This window comes from Shewanella sp. SM101, assembly GCF_025654465.1.
Lineage (GTDB): Bacteria > Pseudomonadota > Gammaproteobacteria > Enterobacterales > Shewanellaceae > Shewanella > Shewanella oncorhynchi.
Genome location: NZ_JAKKRH010000004.1, coordinates 77259 through 97428 on the forward strand (window position 1 = coordinate 77259; position 20170 = coordinate 97428).

15 protein-coding genes are annotated in these 20170 nt (G+C 45.1%); 4 read left to right on the top strand and 11 right to left on the bottom strand.

Features of this window, described 5'->3' with window-relative positions:
* Positions 1-133: 133 nt before the first annotated feature.
* Positions 134-1147 (top strand): asparaginase, encoded by a 1014-nt coding sequence (ansA, locus tag L5M38_RS03375; protein WP_006086774.1) that lies wholly within the window; start codon positions 134-136, stop codon positions 1145-1147.
* A 305-nt stretch (positions 1148-1452) separates the two neighbouring features.
* Here the strand turns inward: ansA and L5M38_RS03380 are convergent, their stop codons facing one another.
* The 11 genes from L5M38_RS03380 to L5M38_RS03430 all read right to left on the bottom strand — a co-directional run bounded on the left by L5M38_RS03380 (position 1453) and on the right by L5M38_RS03430 (position 16035).
* Positions 1453-1734, bottom strand: a complete 282-nt coding sequence (locus tag L5M38_RS03380; RefSeq protein ID WP_263178353.1) for a YeaC family protein — start codon at positions 1732-1734, stop codon at positions 1453-1455.
* The gene (locus L5M38_RS03385) at positions 1731-2048 is read right to left on the bottom strand and encodes a zinc ribbon domain-containing protein (RefSeq protein WP_263167331.1); all 318 of its coding nucleotides are present in this window, start codon (positions 2046-2048) and stop codon (positions 1731-1733) included. The genes L5M38_RS03380 and L5M38_RS03385 overlap by 4 nt, the downstream gene beginning before the upstream one ends.
* Before the next feature lie 12 nt (positions 2049-2060).
* Positions 2061-3188, bottom strand: coding sequence for a M14-type cytosolic carboxypeptidase (locus tag L5M38_RS03390; protein ID WP_263167330.1), 1128 nt, complete (start codon positions 3186-3188; stop codon positions 2061-2063).
* 225 nt (positions 3189-3413) lie between these two features.
* Positions 3414-4094, bottom strand: a complete 681-nt coding sequence (locus L5M38_RS03395) for a response regulator transcription factor (protein ID WP_028759856.1) — start codon at positions 4092-4094, stop codon at positions 3414-3416.
* 223 nt (positions 4095-4317) lie between these two features.
* A complete protein-coding gene (locus L5M38_RS03400) occupies positions 4318-6879 on the bottom strand; it encodes a TonB-dependent receptor plug domain-containing protein (RefSeq protein WP_263167328.1) in 2562 nt (853 codons plus the stop codon).
* Between the two features lie 1000 nt (positions 6880-7879).
* Entirely contained in the window at positions 7880-8884 is a 1005-nt protein-coding gene (gene ruvB / locus L5M38_RS03405; RefSeq protein ID WP_028759854.1) for a Holliday junction branch migration DNA helicase RuvB, read from the bottom strand.
* 47 nt (positions 8885-8931) lie between these two features.
* On the bottom strand, positions 8932-9549 hold the full coding sequence (gene ruvA / locus L5M38_RS03410; protein ID WP_006081742.1) for a Holliday junction branch migration protein RuvA: 618 nt from the start codon (positions 9547-9549) through the stop codon (positions 8932-8934).
* Positions 9546-10067, bottom strand: coding sequence for a crossover junction endodeoxyribonuclease RuvC (ruvC, locus tag L5M38_RS03415; RefSeq protein ID WP_006081743.1), 522 nt, complete (start codon positions 10065-10067; stop codon positions 9546-9548). Before ruvC ends, ruvA begins: the two co-directional genes overlap by 4 nt.
* Positions 10068-10187: 120 nt before the next feature.
* A complete protein-coding gene (locus L5M38_RS03420; RefSeq protein WP_131524073.1) occupies positions 10188-10934 on the bottom strand; it encodes a YebC/PmpR family DNA-binding transcriptional regulator in 747 nt (248 codons plus the stop codon).
* 327 nt (positions 10935-11261) lie between these two features.
* Entirely contained in the window at positions 11262-13040 is a 1779-nt protein-coding gene (aspS, locus tag L5M38_RS03425) for an aspartate--tRNA ligase (RefSeq protein ID WP_263178355.1), read from the bottom strand.
* Positions 13041-13224: 184 nt separating this feature from the next.
* A complete protein-coding gene (locus tag L5M38_RS03430; RefSeq protein ID WP_263178356.1) occupies positions 13225-16035 on the bottom strand; it encodes a transporter substrate-binding domain-containing protein in 2811 nt (936 codons plus the stop codon).
* A gap of 150 nt (positions 16036-16185) precedes the next feature.
* Here L5M38_RS03430 and cmoA point away from each other — a divergent pair, with 150 nt between their 5' ends.
* The 3 genes from cmoA to L5M38_RS03445 all read left to right on the top strand — a co-directional run bounded on the left by cmoA (position 16186) and on the right by L5M38_RS03445 (position 20060).
* On the top strand, positions 16186-16917 hold the full coding sequence (gene cmoA, locus L5M38_RS03435; protein WP_173244719.1) for a carboxy-S-adenosyl-L-methionine synthase CmoA: 732 nt from the start codon (positions 16186-16188) through the stop codon (positions 16915-16917).
* Positions 16914-17906 carry a tRNA 5-methoxyuridine(34)/uridine 5-oxyacetic acid(34) synthase CmoB gene (gene cmoB, locus L5M38_RS03440; RefSeq protein WP_263178358.1) on the top strand — a complete coding sequence of 331 codons (993 nt, stop codon included), beginning with the start codon at positions 16914-16916 and terminating at the stop codon, positions 17904-17906. The genes cmoA and cmoB overlap by 4 nt, the downstream gene beginning before the upstream one ends.
* A gap of 294 nt (positions 17907-18200) precedes the next feature.
* Positions 18201-20060 (top strand): M3 family metallopeptidase, encoded by a 1860-nt coding sequence (locus tag L5M38_RS03445; RefSeq protein WP_263178359.1) that lies wholly within the window; start codon positions 18201-18203, stop codon positions 20058-20060.
* The last annotated feature ends 110 nt before the right edge of the window (positions 20061-20170 follow it).

Sequence of the window (20170 nt, forward strand, 5' to 3'; positions counted from 1 at the left end):
GCCAGCGTCTAGGTTGCAGCTCGCAACTTCAAGATGATGACAAAGACAAAGCCCGGATCTCCGGGCTTTTTTATTGGGTTTATGTCAGTAAAATCGTATAATTCGGCCACTTGAAGCTAAGAAAACGACAAGAATGACTAAACGCTCCATTTATGTTGCCTATACTGGCGGCACCATCGGTATGCAAAAGACCGATAACGGCTTTGTCCCCGTCGCGGGATTCCTGACTCAGTGCGTGCAATCTATGCCTGAGTTTTACCATGAAGAAATGCCGACATTTGTGATCCACGAATACTGCCCGCTTATCGACTCTTCCAATATGGCACCAACCGATTGGCAGATGATCGCCGACGATATACAAGCCAATTACGATAAGTACGATGGCTTTGTAATCCTTCACGGCACAGATACCATGGCGTACACGGCTTCGGCACTGTCGTTTATGCTGCAAGGCTTATCAAAACCTGTGATAGTGACGGGCTCGCAAATTCCCCTCGCCCAGTTGCGCTCAGACGGCCAAACTAATTTATTGAACTCACTCTACATAGCGGCGAATTATCCAGTTGCGGAAGTGTGTTTATTCTTCAATAACAAACTCTTTAGGGGCAATCGCTCGACTAAGGCCCACGCCGACGGTTTCGATGCTTTCGCCTCACCCAACTTCCCGCTACTGCTTGAGGCGGGGATCAAAATCAATCTGCGCGCAGGCAAAATCACGGTCGCCAACGATACCCCATTAGAAGTCGCTCATATCAGCCCACAACCTGTCGGTGTGGTGACCTTGTATCCTGGGATATCAACACAGATTTTTGAGAACATTCTGCAACAGCCAGTTAAAGCCCTCATACTGCTAACATTTGGTGTGGGTAACGCGCCGCAGGATGCCGCCTTACTCAAAACCTTAAGGCAAGCAGATGAACGTGGCATAGTGCTGGTGAATCTAACCCAATGTTTCCAAGGTAAGGTGAATATGGGCGGCTACGCCACAGGCAATGCATTAGCCAAAGCAGGCGTGATCAGTGGCGCCGATATGACCATAGAAGCGGCCTTAGCAAAACTGCATTATTTGCTATCTAAAAATTTGCAGCCAGCTGAGATAAAAGCGGCCATGTTACAAAATCTAGTCGGTGAACTGAGCATAGATTAAAGATAGTGTCTTCTAATCTGTTTGTTGCCCTCAAACGCTAGCAACAAAAAAAGCCCATATTTGATGGGCTTTTTTGATTTAAACTCAGACTAGATTTTAGTTCAGACTTAACAGCACTAAATGAGCGTTTATTTTAAGACTTTTGCGGACCAAGAGTTGCATTGAAGTTATTTGATATCAAATCAATGTTAGCATTGATATCACTAACAAAAGATAAAATGCTAGCTCCCCTTGCCAACCTCAGACTTACACCTAATTCCTAATAAAGCACACCTTGCAAGCCGATCTGCGCGGCCAGTCAGAAATTATAAACCCTGCGCTTTAAAGCCAGCAATCGGCTCACCGCGGAATTGCTTTTTCAGCTCGGCCTTAGACAGCTCATTTATTTTACCGTCAGATGCAATAGTGAAATGCTCTGTTTGCTCAAGCTTACGCGCTTGATACAACATCACCACCTGCAGAGTCGATTCACGCTGAGTCTCACTCAACACAGTACCATCCTCCCACTTACCCAGCTCAGCCGCACTACGAAGCCTTTCATAAACTTCAATGGGCATTTGATCGATCACTTGATTGATATCCGTCATACACTTTTCCGCTTATGTAACACGATTCTGACTCGTGTAATGAGATAACCTACAAAACCAAACACAAAGCATATTCCGGCGATATTCGCACGCATACCTTCGGCGGGTTCCCCACCCCAAAACCAAATCACCACACCAGCAATGAACAAGGTCATAGCAACGAAACTCTGATTCATTAAGCTGCTGGACTTTTGAATATGACTAATACGCGATAAGGACTCATTGTCGCCATCGGTTTTTGCTTGGCAATGGGGGCATGAAGACGCTTTGCTCGACATACGTTTACGACACACCGAACATTCAATTAATGCCATATCAGCCTCGCCCTAACGTAACTTATCAACAACGGCGAGCATGGCAATTAGCGATGCTTCACCTAAATAAATACTGCGTTCTGGTGACCAACCCACAAAAGGATCGGCCAGATTGTTATTGTCTTTAAACGGCATCTCAAGGGTATTTGATAAACACTTGAAGGTCTGGGCAACCCAATTAGACGCTACGGTCAGATTCGCTTGACCGGGCTCATCTTTATCATACCCATACTGAGTTTGAAAATCGGCACTGGCTAAGGTCAATGCTTGACTAAAGTTCGCTTGCAGCTGCGCGAGTTTATCATTATAAGCGGGGACGCCTTCACAACCCGCTAGAAACACATAAGGTAAGCCTTCATCACCATGCACATCATAAAACAGGTCAACACCCGTTTGCTGCATCTTATTGACGACGTGATATACCTCAGGGCTTTTTTCTAAACTCGGAGTTTGCCACTCGCGGTTAAGATTAATCCCAATAGCGTTGGTGCGCAGATGGCCTCTGATACTGCCATCGGGATTCATGTTGGGCACTATATAGAAATTGGCCTTATCAAGCAGCGCCTTTGCCGTGGGACAGTCATTATCGAGTAAACGATTCACTAGGCCTTCAACTAACCATTCAGCCATCGTTTCACCCGGATGTTGTCTGGCGGTGATCCAAATATTGCGTTTAGAAGGATCACCATTCCCCACTTTCATCAGAGTAATATCGCGGCCATCTAAGGTCAGGCCTAAATGCTCTAAATTGACATCTGGGTGTAACTGGGCGCCGCTGAGTAAATCTAAATGACGCTCATAGCTGTAGGGTGCAAAGTAAGCGATTTGAATGGCATCGCAATCTAACTCTATGCTAATGCTCAGTTTACCATCTTGATATTGAGTCGGAATACGGAACCAATGCTGGCGATCATAACTGGCCACCGCCTGATAATCTTCCCATCCCTTGGTATAAGAAGCGGTTCCCGCATTGATAATATTCAAGGTGTAATGGTTACCCACTTCACCTTCAAATCGAAAATTGAACCATTGATAAAACTCACCACCCGCATCAGGGCGGATAGCAAGTTGAATATCGTCTTTATTATCAAGATTGACGACTTGGATATTTCCGCCATCAAAGTTGGCACTGATCCGCATAATGATTCCTAATAGGTTGTTAAAACTAAGGGCAATTTAATGGCGTGCGACAGATAGCACACGTCACATTTTATTATATGGCCGATAGAATAAACCAAAACATCCCAAGGGGAAAACGAAAGCCATTAAATTCAGTCAAGACACTTGCAATCGGCCTTTAATTAACCAGTTAACACGCCTAAAATCCACAAGAAATGAGCCTTTCGCTATAAATTCATGAAGATATTAGACCATAAAACTATAACCTTGGCCTCGTACTGTATTTATCAAATTACGCGGCAAGCTGATATTGGCTAGCTTGCGGCGAGTGTTACTAATATGCATGTCCAGATTACGGTCAAATCGGCCCAAATCTTTCTGTAGCACTGAGCGCTGCAACTCTTGCTTAGTGATGACTTGGCCTTTTCTTTCAAAAAGATATTTAAATAATTTAAACTCGGTTTGGGTCAAATCGACATAGCGGGTGCCAATAGTGATCCTATAACTCATTTCATCGAAGTTAATCACTTTAGCCGCCACAGTCGCCATTTGCGGCGAGTGAGAGTGACCAGCACAGAGACGCCGCTCTAAGGCTCGTAAGCGGACAAAAATCTCTTTTATGCTAAACGGCTTACTCAGAAAATCATCTGCTCCCAATTCATAACCAGTGATGCGATCATCTTCATTATCACGTGCTGAAATCATCAATACTGGCGTTGAACATTCACGCGCTTTTAGCAACTCAAATCCATTCATCTGTGGCATCACTAAATCAAGCACTATGATGTCTGGAGCAAAACTTTCAATGCATGCCAGACCCTCAATGCCATTAACCGCACACTTAACCTCATGCCCTTGCGTACATAAGGCATCAGCTAACCACACGCTAAACAATGGATCATCATCGACCAAGAGTATTTTACTCATCCTTAAAGCCCAAACGAGAATCTATATCATTTATATTACCATGCGAATCGAGACGACTCTAGCGCTATTACATTAGTTAAGAAGTGTGATGTTGAAAACTGTGAACAAAATACGATATTAACAACCAATCAACGGATGATTAGCGACTCTAAAATCATCTCATAAACTCCCAATAAAAAAGCGCCCTAAGGCGCTTTTTAGAAACTAAGAGTCTGAACTTAGCTTAGAATTTAACAGTTACACCACCGTAAATGGTACGGCCGATAGTGTCATAAACTTCAGGAACCGTACCAGCATCACTACCGTTAGTAACGTATAGAGGCTTCTCGTCAGTAAAGTTCTTAACACCTAAGCTAACTGTGGTGCTGTCATTTACGTGATAAGTCCCAGAAATATTGTGATATAAAATAGAATCAACACCTCTTACAGCAGCAAATGGTTCATCATTCGCATCATAGTCTGTGTAATGATCATTCATAGATCGGATATAGCGGTTGAAGTACATTACACTCCAATCATCTTGACCCGCAGAAATGCTGAAGTTGTTACGAACACGAGAATACGCACCGAAGTTCCCATCGATAGTGCCTGTATAGTTTTCACCATCTTGCTCATAATTAATGAGGTATGTAGTATCATTACTGACTTTCCAGTCTAACCCAAACAATGCAAAGCTATAAGCTAAGTTGAAATCAACACCGCTAGTATCCTGTGATCCAACATTTGTTAATGCGCTTGTTAAATTAAACAAATCACCGTCAGCAGTAATATTGAATGTACTACATGCTTCAGCATCACCTTTCTGACAAGCATCTAAACCAACTTGAACATCTGCACGAGCAATAGCATCAGTTACTTTGAAACGCCAGTAGTCCAAAGTAAGAGACATACCATCGATATAGCTTGGTGAATAAACTAAACCAGCTGTATATGACTCAGATTCTTCAGGTTTCAAATTTTCATCAGATGTGCGGTTGACTAAAATCTGCCCCGTTTGCTCATTCTTAGGTAACCAAGGGTTCGTTAAATAATCAAAGGAACCTGAATTACCACCATATAATTCGGCAACGCTAGGAGCACGGAAGCCTGTAGCTGCAACAGTTCGGATCATTAAATCATCGGTAGCAGTATACGTTAAACCAATTTTCCACGTAGTTGCTTTACCAAATGTTGAATAATCATCTAAACGTAGTGCAAATTCACCCGTTAATTTGTCTGTGAATGGTACGCTCACTTCTTGGAAAATAGAGATAACGTTATAGTTACCACTTGTTGGATCTTGCTGAGCAGCAGTACTATCGCCAGCAACAACAATAGGATCTGGATTATAGAAACCACTTTCACGACGATACTCTGCACCTATGGCAAAACCCACAGCACCCGCACTTAAATCGAAGAGTTCACCATTTAAGCCAGCAGATAAAGTTTGTTGTTCATTGCCACCAGTTGATTTCTCGTCATAAGAAACGTCTTTCATCTCATTTGTCAGTGGAGAACCTTCAAACCAAGCATATGGATCAGCATAAATAGAAGCGGCCATCAATGTGGCGTTAATTGAGTTATCAACGCCTGTTTTAGCCTCGTTCTTACCAAATGTGTAGTCCACATTCCAGTTCATACCAGTATGAACATCCAAAGACCCCGCTAAGCCAGTAGATAAACGCCAGGTATCGGTATCTTGGTTATAAACACGAGGTCCAACATCATTCATACGTCTGTTATATTGCACTTGTCCGCGAGCGTCAGCTTTAATCCCAGCATCAACCATGCTTTGGTCAAGATTAAGGCAACCAGCAGTTGGATCTGTCACTCTTGGGTCACCGCAAACATTTAACTTGATTTGCGCAGGCTGTGCCGCAAGTTGTTGGTTAGAACGACGATTGGTATAGATAGCATCGGCCGTCAATACCACATCATTACCTAACTCTTGTGTCATATTTGCAAATAGGCTGCGACGCTCACTTGGCGTTTGAAAATATACGTCATTCGAATAATCATAACCTGTGGCTCTGTTAACCCAATTACCATTTGCATCAATTACTTTCTGGTTTAATGCACCAGTTGGAATAATTGAACTCGTATTATCGAGTGGGTCATACCAATCTCGATCACCTTGGATCACGCCACGACGGTCAGCATAAGCAGCACCAAAGGTATAGTTACCACCCTCTGTGTTGAAACCGTATAATGCACTTACATCACCACTTTCACCGTCACCTTTGTCAGTGCCACTGCCGTTAAAATCTAGCTGGAAACCTTCAAAGTCTTTCTTAGTGATAATGTTCACTACACCTGCAATGGCATCTGAACCGTAAACCGCTGAGGCACCGTCTTTCAGAATTTCAACACGCGCAATCATAGCCACTGGAATCGAGTTCAGATCCACAGAACTATTGGCACCAGAACCTGAGTTCACCATACGACGGCCGTTCAGTAACACAAGCGTACGTTGTGAACCCATGCCACGTAAGTCAACTTGGGCAACACCGTCAGCACCGTTGTTTGTGCTTGAACCCACTGCCGCACCCGCCATCGAAGTCTGCACTTGTAACATTTGGTCAACAGAAGTAAAACCTTCCGCTTTAATCGCAGCAGCATCAATAACGGTCACTGGAGATGCTGTTTCCATGTCTTGGCGTTGAATGCGTGAACCCGTGACTTCAATACGTTCAACTTTTGCTTTTTCTTCAGCAGCAAATGCACTTGACGTAACAAATGCACCAGAAGTGATAGATGCAACGATAGCTAAGTTAATAGCCGACGCTACTTTGGTTCTTTTGATCATGTATGAATGCTCCCTAGATCTTACTATTATTTTTATGCTTACAGCTTGTACAACTATTGATGTACTAGTGTTGCACTCGATACTGAGGATTCACTTTAACTCCGTCAACACTCAAAATATTAACCAACACAGAATAAATGTTAATAAATTTGAGTTAATTTGTTTTTTTGATGGTCGTTATTTTCAATAAAACTTAATATTCATAATTTATCAGAAGTTAACCCTCAACCTTAATAAGTAATTAGTGATTAACACTGTTAATAAATTACTTTTATGAAACATATTCAATGGCAAAAAGTGTGATACAAGTCACAATTATTTGGTGTGGCGAGAGACTTGAATTGGAATGAAGTATTGATTAACTACCACTTAAACTGCATATCTATAGACGTGAGCAATTTGAAATAGCCATAATTATTAAGATAATCTTGCTAAATCAGTACATAACAAAGGATACAATTAGCATCAATTGTGTTATTTATGCATAAAAACAAAGCCACCAATAAAAACAAACCAATATCATTACAAGTTATTCCATATGAAAACCTAAAAAAGGGTAACTGTAGCGACTATTTGTTTTGAGAATTTAATGGCCTAAATCCAATTTGTTGAATTAAATTAATCTCAGATAAAAATCAATCTTAATAGTAAAGATCTCAGATTTCAGCTCAACAAACACACCACACTGATACACTTGTTGATAAATAAAAGGCATCAGTAAATAGCTGTAAATATATAGATTTCTATATATTTACAGCTATTATTAATGTCTAAATAACGAGCTGAAAACAGCCATAATACTTTGGAGTTTTGATACAATTTAATAATGAGAATTTATACCTATCAACTCATAAAAGCTCATTATCCCCTCCAATTACCGCCCTTAATTTGTTTAAATATCGCTTTTACTTCACCCAAATTGTATGCAAAGGTAAATTTTTCCCATAAAAAAGGCGACTCTCAGGTCGCCTCTTAATCATATAAATCATCAAACTGATATTTACTCGGGTTTGATCAACTCAAAATGTTGATATGCTCGTGCGGTTGCAATACGGCCGCGGGGCGTGCGTTGGATAAAGCCTTGCTGGATCAAAAAGGGTTCTAGCACATCTTCAATGGTTTCGCGTTCTTCGCCTATGGCTGCGGCTAAGTTATCGAGTCCAACTGGGCCACCCATAAACTTATCGATAATGGCGAGTAGTAACTTGCGGTCCATGTAATCGAAACCTTCATTATCGACATCCAGCAAGTCTAGTGCATGGTCGGCAACAAACTTAGTGACAGCGCCATCATGCTTCACCTGCGCGTAATCCCGCACGCGGCGAAGCAGTCGGTTAGCTATCCGCGGTGTACCACGTGAACGGCGTGCGATTTCAAATGCACCTTCAGCATCAATATCCAGTTCCATCACCTGCGCCGAACGCGTGACTATGGTGCTTAAATCTTTGATATTATAGAATTCAAGCCGTAGCGGGATCCCAAAACGCGCCCGAAGTGGTGAAGTCAAAGCCCCTGCCCGTGTTGTCGCCCCCACTAGAGTGAACGGCGGTAAATCAAGCTTGATAGAGCGCGCTGCCGGCCCTTCACCTATCATGATATCCAGCTGATAATCTTCCATCGCTGGATACAAAATCTCCTCCACCACAGGGCTTAATCGGTGGATTTCATCGATGAATAACACATCACCGGATTCGAGATTGGTCAAAAGTGCGGCGAGATCGCCCGCTTTTTCCAGCACAGGCCCAGAGGTGGATTTAATGTTCACCCCCATCTCGTTCGCAACAATCATGGCTAAGGTGGTTTTACCCAATCCCGGCGGACCGTAAATCAACATATGATCTAAGGCTTCATTACGATTCTTTGCCGCTTGAATAAACACCTTAAGCTGTGCCCGAGTGTCATCTTGACCCGTGTATTCATCGAGCATTTTAGGGCGCATCGCCCTGTCGATGGATTCATCTTGAGCTTGGATCTGCGGCTGGATGAGTCTGTCTGCCTCAATCATTATTATTCCTTATCGCAGCTTTCATCTTAATTATCATCATTGTTCAATTAAAGCATCGATTTAAGGGCGGCTTTGATCAGAGTTTCTGAATCCATGCCCTCTTTGTAGGCTGCAGAAACCGATTTGCTCGCCTGCGGTGGTTTATAACCCAGCGAAATTAAAGCTGAAATAGCATCTTCTTCGGCGCTATTGACTGTCGGTGCGGGTGAGTAATTGGATTGCAGCACGAACTCACGCTCTGAGCCTGCTGAGGCTTCCATCAAGCTCTTGAGCTTATCGCGCATTTCTACCAGTAACCGCTCGGCGGTCTTCTTACCAACACCAGGTAATTTCACTAAGGTCACTATGTCATCGCGCTCAACGCAGCCCACAAATTCTCCGGCTGTCATGCCTGATAAAATGGTCAGTGCGAGCTTGGGACCGACACCATTGGTCTTGATCAGTAAGCGAAATAACGCCCTTTCCTGCTTAGTGATAAAACCATAGAGTAGCTGTGCATCTTCACGTACCACAAAGTGGGTGTAGACCATAGTTTCATGATTAACTTCAGGCAGCTCATAAAAGCTAGTAAGCGGCATCTGTAACTCGTAACCAACACCATTAACATCGATCAAAATTTCTGGTGCTTGTTTCTCAACGAGCACGCCCCGTAAACGACCTATCATCTGTACCGTCCGTATGTTCTTGCCGTTGCCCGGCCACTCAATGCAATTAAACTCTGGCTGGTGTGATAATGACACACAGCAACTCCGAGTGCATCTGCGGCGTCAGCTTGTGGGGCTGCGGGTAATTTAAGTAGTTGTTGGATCATGTGTTGTACTTGGGCTTTCTGTGCTCGCCCCGTACCCACGACTGCGCTCTTAATTTGAGTCGCACTGTATTCGGCCACAGGTAAATTGGCGACTGTGGCAGCAACAATGGCCGCGCCGCGTGCTTGGCCTAACTTGAGCGCAGAATCGGCATTTTTTGCCATAAATACCCGTTCAATCGCAAATTCGTCCGGTTGATACTGACGAATAATTTCAGTGATCCCATCAAATATTTGCTTAAGCCTGCCAGGAAGCTCTTCAGACGAAGTGCGAATACAGCCACTGCCGAGGTAAATCTGATGCCGTCCCTGACATTGGATCACGCCGTAGCCGGTGATCCGTGAACCTGGGTCAACACCTAAAATAATTGCCATTTAATGCCTTATATGGGATCTGAATGTTCGTCTCAGTTCCTGGATTAGCGAGTGTCCTACGTTAGCGTGTGCGAACTGAAATTGGTCTAGATTGACGCCCAAATCCAGCTCACAGTTAATCTAACCTAGGCTTGCCATCACGTCATCGGAGATTTCCGCATTATGATACACCTCTTGCACATCATCGTGATCTTCAAGGGTGTCGATAAGGCGCATAAATTTTTCGGCGGTTTCTAGATCAAGCTCAGCTTTCGTCGAGGCTATCATCGCGATTTCGGCATTATCCGCCACAAAATGGGCGTTATCGAGCGCCTCTTTCACCGTATAGAAATCAACGGGATCAGTAAAAACATCCACAGCACCATCATCATAGCTGACAATATCTTCCGCGCCCGCTTCAAGCGCCGCTTCCATCAATGCATCTTCATCAGTTCCCGGCGCATAGGATAACACCCCACGCTTAGTGAACAGATAAGAAACCGACCCATCCGTGCCTAAGTTACCGCCCGATTTACTAAACGCATTACGTACACCACTCACAGTACGATTACGATTGTCCGTCATGGTTTCAACCATCACAGCGGTGCCGCCTGGGCCATAACCTTCATAGAGAATGGTTTCGAGTTGCTGGCCTTCTAATTCACCGGCGCCGCGTTTAATCGCACGCTCAACCGTGTCTCGGGTCATATTGCCACCAAGGGCTTTATCGATGGCGACACGTAATCGTGGATTAGAGTCGGGATCTGAGCCACCTTCACGGGCTGCAACGGTTAACTCGCGAATGAATTTAGTAAAGAGTTTACCGCGTTTAGCATCTTGAGCCGCTTTACGGTGCTTAATGTTGGCCCATTTACTGTGACCTGCCATGGGAAGTCTCCTCTACTTAGGTATCATCTAGGTGCCATCGCAAAGCTTATCAAGAGCCGAAGGTGGAATAAGACTAAATAACGGCTATTTACTTAAAGGATTGAACTAACAGATATTGATAAGCGGTGGAATGACGGTTCACTAAAACAAACCGAGGCTCATGCCTCGGTTTTCGGTACGACTAAAAATAACTGATAAGGACTAATGCTAATAGACTAACGCCAATCGACTAATGCCAATCGCCTTTCACAAAACGAGTTACACAACGTCGACTTGAATAAGATCAATTTGCATAAGATCAATTTACAAAAGCCCTGTTACGAAAGATCAGTCTTCCGTTTTAACGGCTTTCTCAACCACGGCAATGCCAAGTTCAGCTAACTGCTGCGGATTTGCAAATCCTGGCGCGTTAGTCAGCGGACAAGCGGCAGTGGTGGTTTTAGGGAACGCCATCACATCGCGGATTGAGCTTGCGCCCGTCATCAGCATGATGATGCGGTCTAAACCAAACGCTAAACCTGCATGTGGCGGTGTGCCGTAACGCAGCGCTTCTAACAGGAAGCCGAATTTCTCTTTAGCTTCATCGTCAGTAATACCCAGAATACGGAATACCGCAGACTGCATTTCTTGGTTGTGGATACGCACTGAACCACCGCCTAATTCGCAGCCGTTTAATACCATATCGTAAGCATCAGAAACGCGATTTGCTGGGTTAGCTTCAAGTTCAGCTGCCGTTACGCCGCGCGGTGCGGTGAACGGATGGTGAACCGCGTGGAAGTTGCCGTTGATTTTCTCAAACATTGGGAAGTCAACTACCCACAGTGGACGCCATTCACCTTGCAATAAGCTGAAATCTTCGCCCGCTTTAAGACGCAGTGCGCCCATAGATTCGGCAACCACAGTCGCCTGATCTGCACCAAACAGGATAATGTCACCAGTTTGCACGCCAGTGCGGCTCACGATTTCATTGACTATGCTTTCGTTTAAGAATTTCAGCACAGGTGATTGAATGCCTTCTAAGCCAAGGCTTAGGTCATTAATCTTCATCCACGCTAAGCCTTTAGCGCCATAGATGCCAACAAACTTAGTGTAATCATCGATTTGCTTACGAGACAGTGCAGCGCCGCCCGGAATACGCAGTGCAGCAACACGACCTTCTTCATCGTTCGCAGGACCAGAGAATACCGCAAATTCCACTTCTTTGAGTAAATCGGCAATGTCCACCAGCTCTAATGGGTTACGTAAATCTGGCTTATCTGAACCAAAACGACGCATCGCTTCGTTGTAGGTCATGCGCGGGAACTCGCCGAGATCGACGTTCAGCATTTCAAGGAACAGACCACGCATCATCTCTTCGGTTTTCGCCATCACTTGCTCAGAGCTCATGAAAGACGTTTCGATATCGATTTGGGTGAATTCTGGCTGACGGTCGGCACGTAAGTCTTCATCACGGAAGCATTTTACGATTTGGTAGTAACGATCAAAGCCTGACATCATCAGTAACTGTTTAAACAGCTGTGGCGATTGTGGCAAGGCAAAGAACTGACCTTTATAAGTACGGCTTGGTACTAAATAATCGCGGGCTCCTTCTGGGGTTGCCTTGGTCAGGATCGGTGTTTCTATGTCTAAGAAACCGTTTGAATCGAGGAAACGACGCACAGAACTGGTCACTTTAGCGCGGAAAATTAATCGCTGCGCCATTTCTGGACGACGTAAATCTAAGTAACGATACTTAAGACGTTGCTCTTCGCTGTTGTTCTGGTAGTTATCCATGCTCAATGGCAGTGGATCGGCAGCATTGATAATCGTCAAGGCTTGACCTAAGACTTCAATCTCACCCGTCTTCATTTGACCATTGACTTGGCTATCAGGACGGGCACGAACTAAGCCTTTGACCTGAACGCAAAATTCGGCGCGCAGCGTGCTAGCGACATTGAACACCTCAGGTAAGTCTGGATCATAGACCACTTGGATGAGACCTTCTCTGTCTCTTAAATCTAAAAAGACAACGCCACCCAAATCACGGCTACGATTAACCCAACCTACCAAGGTAACTTCTTGTCCAACGTGAGACTTATTGACGTCTCCACAATAATGACTGCGCATCTAACTCTATCCTTTATCCGGAAACCGGTGCTTTGGAAATAATCAAAACGAGATAAAAGCGGCATTATAGTAAAATAATGCCGATTACCAAAGTACTTCACACTTAGGCGGTGAAGTATCAAACAGTTTTACGCCCTTGACTAGAGGCGAACGCACTATATGAGCATGAGCGTTCAAAAAAACATCAAGCTGAGCGATAACAACGCCCGCCGCAACTTTTTGCTTGGTACATCAGCTGATCGGCTTTTTTCAATAAACCTATTGCGGTATCACCATCGCGGGGATAAATCACCACGCCAATACTAACCGCTATGCTGACACTGACGCCTTGAATAAGTAAAGGGCTCGACAGTGCCTGTAGAATATTATCAGCAACTTGGGTTGCAGCATCGAGATCTTGCACACGATTTAGCAGGATAACAAACTCATCGCCGCCAAATCGCGCAACGGTATCTGAGCCACGGATAACCTTGGTTAACTTTTGGGCGACCAGTACCAGTAATTCATCGCCAATAGGATGACCGTGTTGGTCATTGATTTGTTTAAAACCATCGAGATCGATGAATAACAAAGCGAAATGTGCCTGTTCTCTGCGATGAGATAGCAAAGCTTGGGTTAGTCTGTCATCAAGTAAGGCACGATTGGGCAACTGAGTTAAAGCATCATGATTAGCCACATGCAACAAACGTTTTTCAGCCACCAATCGCTGAGTGATCTCACGATTTAAGCGACGATTCACTAACAACACAGCCACCATCACTAAGCACAAGATTATCACGCCAAACACGATATAACGCAGCCATTGCAGATATTTAGCACTCTCTGTCGCCACAGAAAATGACACCCAGCGCGTATATATTTTTTGCTGATGTTGAGCATCAACCAAAGCCAAAGCTTTATTAATCAGCGGCACCAGTGGCGCAAATTGAGGATAAACACCAATATGACTATGCTGATCGGCGAGATCACTGAGCAGCGACATTTTCAGTGTCGGATAGTGGCTGGTTTTAAGCTCAGAAGCTAAAGTCACCACTTTATCGATAAACACATTCGCATTGCCATTCGTCACGGCCGCTAATCCGGCCTGCGTATTTGGCACTATGACTAACTTGAGCGAAGGCTCCAGACTCATCAATTGGGCCACCAAATGATATCCCTCAACCACAGCCACCCTTTGACCTGCGAGCTGAGCAATATTAAAAACCGAGACTTGTTCCAGTTGCGATACTAAGGCCCACGGCGATGGCCAATAGGCTTCACTAAACGCTAAACGCTGCTGGCGCTCCGCCGTTTGCGCGACACTGCCGGCTAAACTCACCTCGCCCTTTTGCAATGCCTCGATTAACGAATGCCAATCATCAAAGGCAACGGGCGTGAGCTTAAGTTTGAGTTGTTCCTTGAGCAATTTGACGATATCGCTATTGATCCCCGCAAACTCACCCTGCTCATCCATAAACTCCATCGGTGGCCATTGCTTTAAATAACCGACTTTGAGTTCGCCTACACTTTCCACATAGGCCTGTTCTGCTGGGCTTAGGCTGACATGGCGCTCAGCTTGGGTAAAAACATGATCTTTAGGATTGAGCATCCATTTATGTTCAATCTCAGCAAATTCTTGATTGCTAATACTGTTAAACCCATTGGCTATCCTCTGTGTAAGGCCAGCATCATCGCTACGGGTCAGCACATAAATGTTGGTGCTAAATTCGAGATCAGGATACTGGCTAAAGTCAGACCAGCCTTTATTGAGCAGTAAATAATGGGATGTCCATGCACCCGCGGCGATAAAACCGACAACTTCTCCAGACCTCGCCCCCGCCACCATGGCATCCATACTGTCGTAATAACGCAGTGACACTTGGGGTAATGCTTTACGCAACTCCACCAAATAAGGCGCTGTCGGCACCACACCAATACGTTTACCTTTTAAGCTGTCTAAATCGGTTAACTGTTGCTGATAGAGAAAGAGTCGACTCTTCACCGTATATAAATGCCAAGCCTGAGTAAGGCCCGTTTTAACATCATCACTTTCAGGATAACCTATGTGGGCATCGGCGAGACCGCGACGAACATCGTCCACGCTGGAGTTCATATCACCAGAAATAAAATCAACGGCAATACCCGTTTTCTCAGACCAAAGCTGCCACATGTCCACATACAAACCATGGGGTAAACCATCGACCCCTAAGTCCACAAAAGGCTCGGCGCCCAGTTGCATCGAAATAACAATCCCAGCTTGTTGACGTTGATAGCCAAGCCAACGTCGCTCCGTTTGCTGAATAAAGTGCGCATCGAGCGCAGTGAAACCTTTATTGATTTTATCGACTAATGCAAGATTGCCCTTTTGAACTGCGGGTACAAACTGCATCGCCTTAATTTGAAGGCGGGCAGTATTGGGAAAGTTTGCGGCAATCTCTTGGGATGAGTCGGGATCTTTCAAATAGCCTTCTAACCCCGCAAAGACTACGATCTCGCCCGCGGCGACCCCTACCAATAATTTCTCACGACTTTCGTAGCGTTTAAACACAAGCTGCGGTTCGATACGGTGTAATTCCGCTTCATGGGATGAAGCCGCTACCACACCAATTTGAAAGGGGATCAGTTCTTTGATGGATTTTTTGCCCTGCAAGGATTTATGCAAATACAAAAAAGTGCCCACATCCGCAATGGGCACTGCAAAATCAAATTCTTGCTCTCGCTCTGGGGTTTTCCCCATGCCGATATGCACTTGCGCCTTACCTTGCCGCAGTTGATCAAGGGACTCATGCCAGTGGCGCGCCACAAAAACCACTTGGGTATGGCTGTGTTTAGCCCACACTTTCCATAAATCAACCAGTAATCCAGTCGGCTCGCCATCGTTGTCGACATATTGATAGGGAAAGCTATCCTCACCCATAACGATGATTAATGGCTCAGAGGACAACGGACTTGCCTGCCCTGTTATGCTCAAAAAACAGCTGCACAAGATCACAATTAAGTGGATCACAAACTTCAAGTTGAGCCCTTAGTACTTGATGTACATGTAACGATTTTGTTATCTATTAAGTATTAGACAAAAATTTATCGCAAATTACTAGCATGAGACTTGCTGCTAATCGCTCTGATTCGTTAAAATGCGCAGTTGAATTCCCATGAAAAATCTCAGATGAACGTTTCTCAAGACACTATCTACGCTCAAGCGAGCGAGCATATTAGCGATTTCCAGTTTGATAACCGTGTAGCAGGTGTGTTCAGTGACATGATCCGCCGCTCAGTGCCTGGATATGCGCAAATTATCAATACCATAGGCGATTTTGCAGATCGTTTCGTCATGCCAAATACTCAAATTTACGATTTGGGTTGCTCACTCGGTGCCGCGACCTTAAGTATTCGTCGCCAAATCCAAGGCCGCCAATGTCGCATTATTGCTGTAGATAACAGTGAATCTATGGTCGCACGCTGCCAAGAGAACCTGAATGCCTATGTCAGCGATACAGACGTCGATCTGGTTTGCGGTGATATTCGCGATATCGATATTAAAAATGCCTCACTAGTGGTACTCAATTTTACCTTGCAATTTTTACCACCAGAAGACAGAGAAACCCTGATAGCCAAGATTTATCAGGGTCTTAATCCCGGCGGGATTTTAGTGCTGTCTGAAAAAATTCGCTTCGAAGATGCCCCGATCCAAACCCTATTGGAAGAGCAACATTTGGACTTTAAACGCGCTAATGGTTACAGCGAACTTGAGATCAGCCAAAAACGCAGTGCGCTGGAAAATGTCATGAAGCCCGACACCTTAACCACGCATCAACAACGACTCACCAGCCAAGGCTTTAGTCACTTTAGTCTCTGGTTCCAATGCTTTAACTTTGCTTCTATGGTGGCCATCAAGTGATCAGCTTTAGCTCGTTTTACCAACAAATCGCCGATTCGAATCTACAACACTGGCTCGAAACCCTGCCGAGCATTTTAGGCAAGTGGCAACGAGATCATAAACACGGCAACCTGCCAAAGTGGGAAAAAGTGCTCAACAAGCTGCACTATCCTGCACCAGATCAAATAGATTTTATCGATAGCGTGACCGTCGGTAGCGGCGAGCAACTCAGCCCTGGTGAAAAAGAGAAGCTAGAAAACCTGCTGCGCCTTTTTATGCCATGGCGTAAAGGCCCCTTCCACATTCATGGCATCCATATCGATACCGAATGGCGCAGTGACTGGAAATGGGACCGCGTTAAGCAACATATTTCGCCGCTGAAAAACCGCACTGTGCTCGATGTCGGTTGTGGCAGTGGTTATCACATGTGGCGCATGTTGGGCTCAGGTGCCAAACGTGTCGTCGGTATCGACCCTTCGCCGTTGTTTTTATGTCAGTTTGAAGCCGTCAAACGTTTAGCGGGCACACATCACCCTGTACACCTGTTACCATTGGGTATTGAAGAGCTGCCACCGCTCGATGCATTTGACACTGTTTTCTCCATGGGCGTTTTATATCACAGACGTTCGCCTATCGATCACTTGTTACAACTGCGTGATCAATTGCGCACCGGTGGTGAGCTCGTGCTAGAAACCTTGGTGATAGATGGCGACGAAAATGCCGTACTCGTGCCTCAAGATAGATATGGCAAAATGAATAATGTATGGTTCATTCCATCTGTTGCCGCGCTCATGCTCTGGTTAAAGAAGTGTGATTTCACTGATATCCGTTGTGTCGATACCGATGTCACAGCCCTTGCCGAGCAACGCCGTACCGACTGGATGCCCAACGAATCACTGGTTGAATACCTAGATCCTAACGACATCACCAAAACGGTTGAAGGTTATCCTGCGCCCAAACGCGCCACGATTATCGCAGTAAAAAATCAACCTAATCAGGATTTAAACTAACCTTTTCAGTCTGAAGTAAGCGAATATCAGTCATTGCGTCCTCAGGGTTTGAGTTAGTAATGGCTGATATCAAAAGCCGAAAGATCACCATTCCTCTAGTTCATCTGGAATATGTAAGTGTTCAGCAGCTCAGTGTAACTCCTTCCTTGAATAGCAATACATTTACGACTCCCACCTTATCGTTGACATCCAGAACAGAACAGGGTTTCATGCATAACAATGAATTGAAGCTAACTCAATTGGATACTAAGTCAAAGTTAACTCATTCCATCACAGATGCAGAACACATAACCCATGTTAAAACCCACTTTACTGGTTAGCCTGTTTGGCTTGAGCCTTTATGTTACGAATGCCGCCTATGCGGCGCCAAGCCCTGTTCCCCTCTTAGTTGAACAATGCCTGCGTTTGCCAAGTATTGATCTTGCGACTGTGTTCGCCAATGCGCGTTTAACGGCATCTGAATTAACCTTGGCCCAGCGCGCGCTTATTTTTGAGCAACAGATGTTAGGGCTTAATAATATCAACGACAGACTCAACTATTACCGTGGGTTTAACTTACCAAGTGAGGAACGCGAGGGTCTACTGCAATGCCAGCTACACCTCGCCGACACCCTGTCGCAACTTCTCAGCCAAACTGAATTGAGCCAACTAGCCTACGCCTTAGCCCAAGGCAATGCAGAACAAATACTGCTGAGCCAACAGCTTAAACAATTGCTACAACAACATTGGCGCGCCGAGGAGAAAGCGAAATTACATACGGCGCAGGCTAGCATAGGCCAAGGGTTAGGCAGCCAGCAATTTAGTCTTGCCTTCAATGACAGCCAATGCCAACCTGAAGTGACTCAGCAGCAACATCTGCATAAAGAAGGTGATAAAAGTGACGAGCCGAAGCGCAGCAGTGCAAAGCAGAGCGATTTTGCTGGCACTATCGTCAGTTACTTACTGACGCAAGAAAACGCCGTATGTCGCCAAAATGTATGGCAGGCCTACCAAGCCAGAGCCAGTGAAACCAACCAAACGGCATTAGAGCGAATTGCTGAGCAGCGCCAACAAGCCGCCACTGCTGCAGGCTTTACCGATTACAGCGCATTAGTGCTTAGTTCGCAGCAGTTATCGTCCCCTGAATTAGTCAAAGCCTTTCTCGATAGCCAAACCCAAGATCTGCAAGTGGCTCCCTGGGATATTGGGCGAACCCTGTCACAACAAGCATCAGCCAAGGGGCCGACATGGCAAACCTCTGACGTCTTGAGTCGCAGCTTTACTTATCTGCAAGTGTTTGGTTTACACTTTGAGACCATAGAAACCGCTAAGGTCGAGAAAATACCTGCCGTTCCCAATCGGCCGCATATCGTTAGGGTCTACCACCAGCAAAGATTGTTAGGTGAAATCTATGTGGCGTACAACCAAAATCCACAACAAGGTAGTCAACAGCAGACATTGCGCCAAAGTGTACTCGGCCAGCAATTTGGACAACAGGCGTTGGATCTCAAGCCACAGCTGAGTAACTACAAAGACATTGAGCAATTAACCGAATCCATCGCAGAGGCGGTCATTTCCCTTGCTAAAGCGAGTCATTTCTACCTCAACAATGCCATGGGACAGAGTCAAGATAGCTATTTTGTGGCGAGTCTTTGGTTAGCTGAAGTGCTGCGCCATCAACTCTTTCCGCGGTTTGAGCACACTTATTTACAGGAGCGTGAAACACTGGCTAAAGCTTATTCGAAGCAGCTTAAAGTTTTTCGCGCTAAAGTTGCAGTCAACTTTTACCAAAACTCAAGTGCACAAGTCTATCCGGATCTCGGTGCGGAGTTTAATGCGAGCTTTGGTCAAGACTGGCCACAAACACAGGATTATCCTTATAGCTTCAATGCTATCGCCAACGAAGGACCGCTCTACTACCAATCACTCTGGCAAGCATCGCTAGCCCAGCTGATAGCTCAATCCACATTCAACTGCCAAGACAAACTAAAATTATTCAATGTATTAGTCATCAATGAAGACGCTTTAAGCTTCAGTGACCAATTAAAAGCGGTCATTGGCGCCCCCGTTGATAGTGCTGCGCTGATCCAAAGGATCTCAAATAGCGCCGCTTCAGAACATGCTGACAGCTCCAACACCCAAGCTTTCGACGCAATAGGTTCTTGTGCGTTTTAAGTGTGAATGCTTAGGATGTGTTTGTGACTCGCTCGGGCGCAAACACAGCTAATTGTCATTATTCGCCTATCTATCCCCTCAATAACTTAGCGCGACATAGTTAGCTGTAT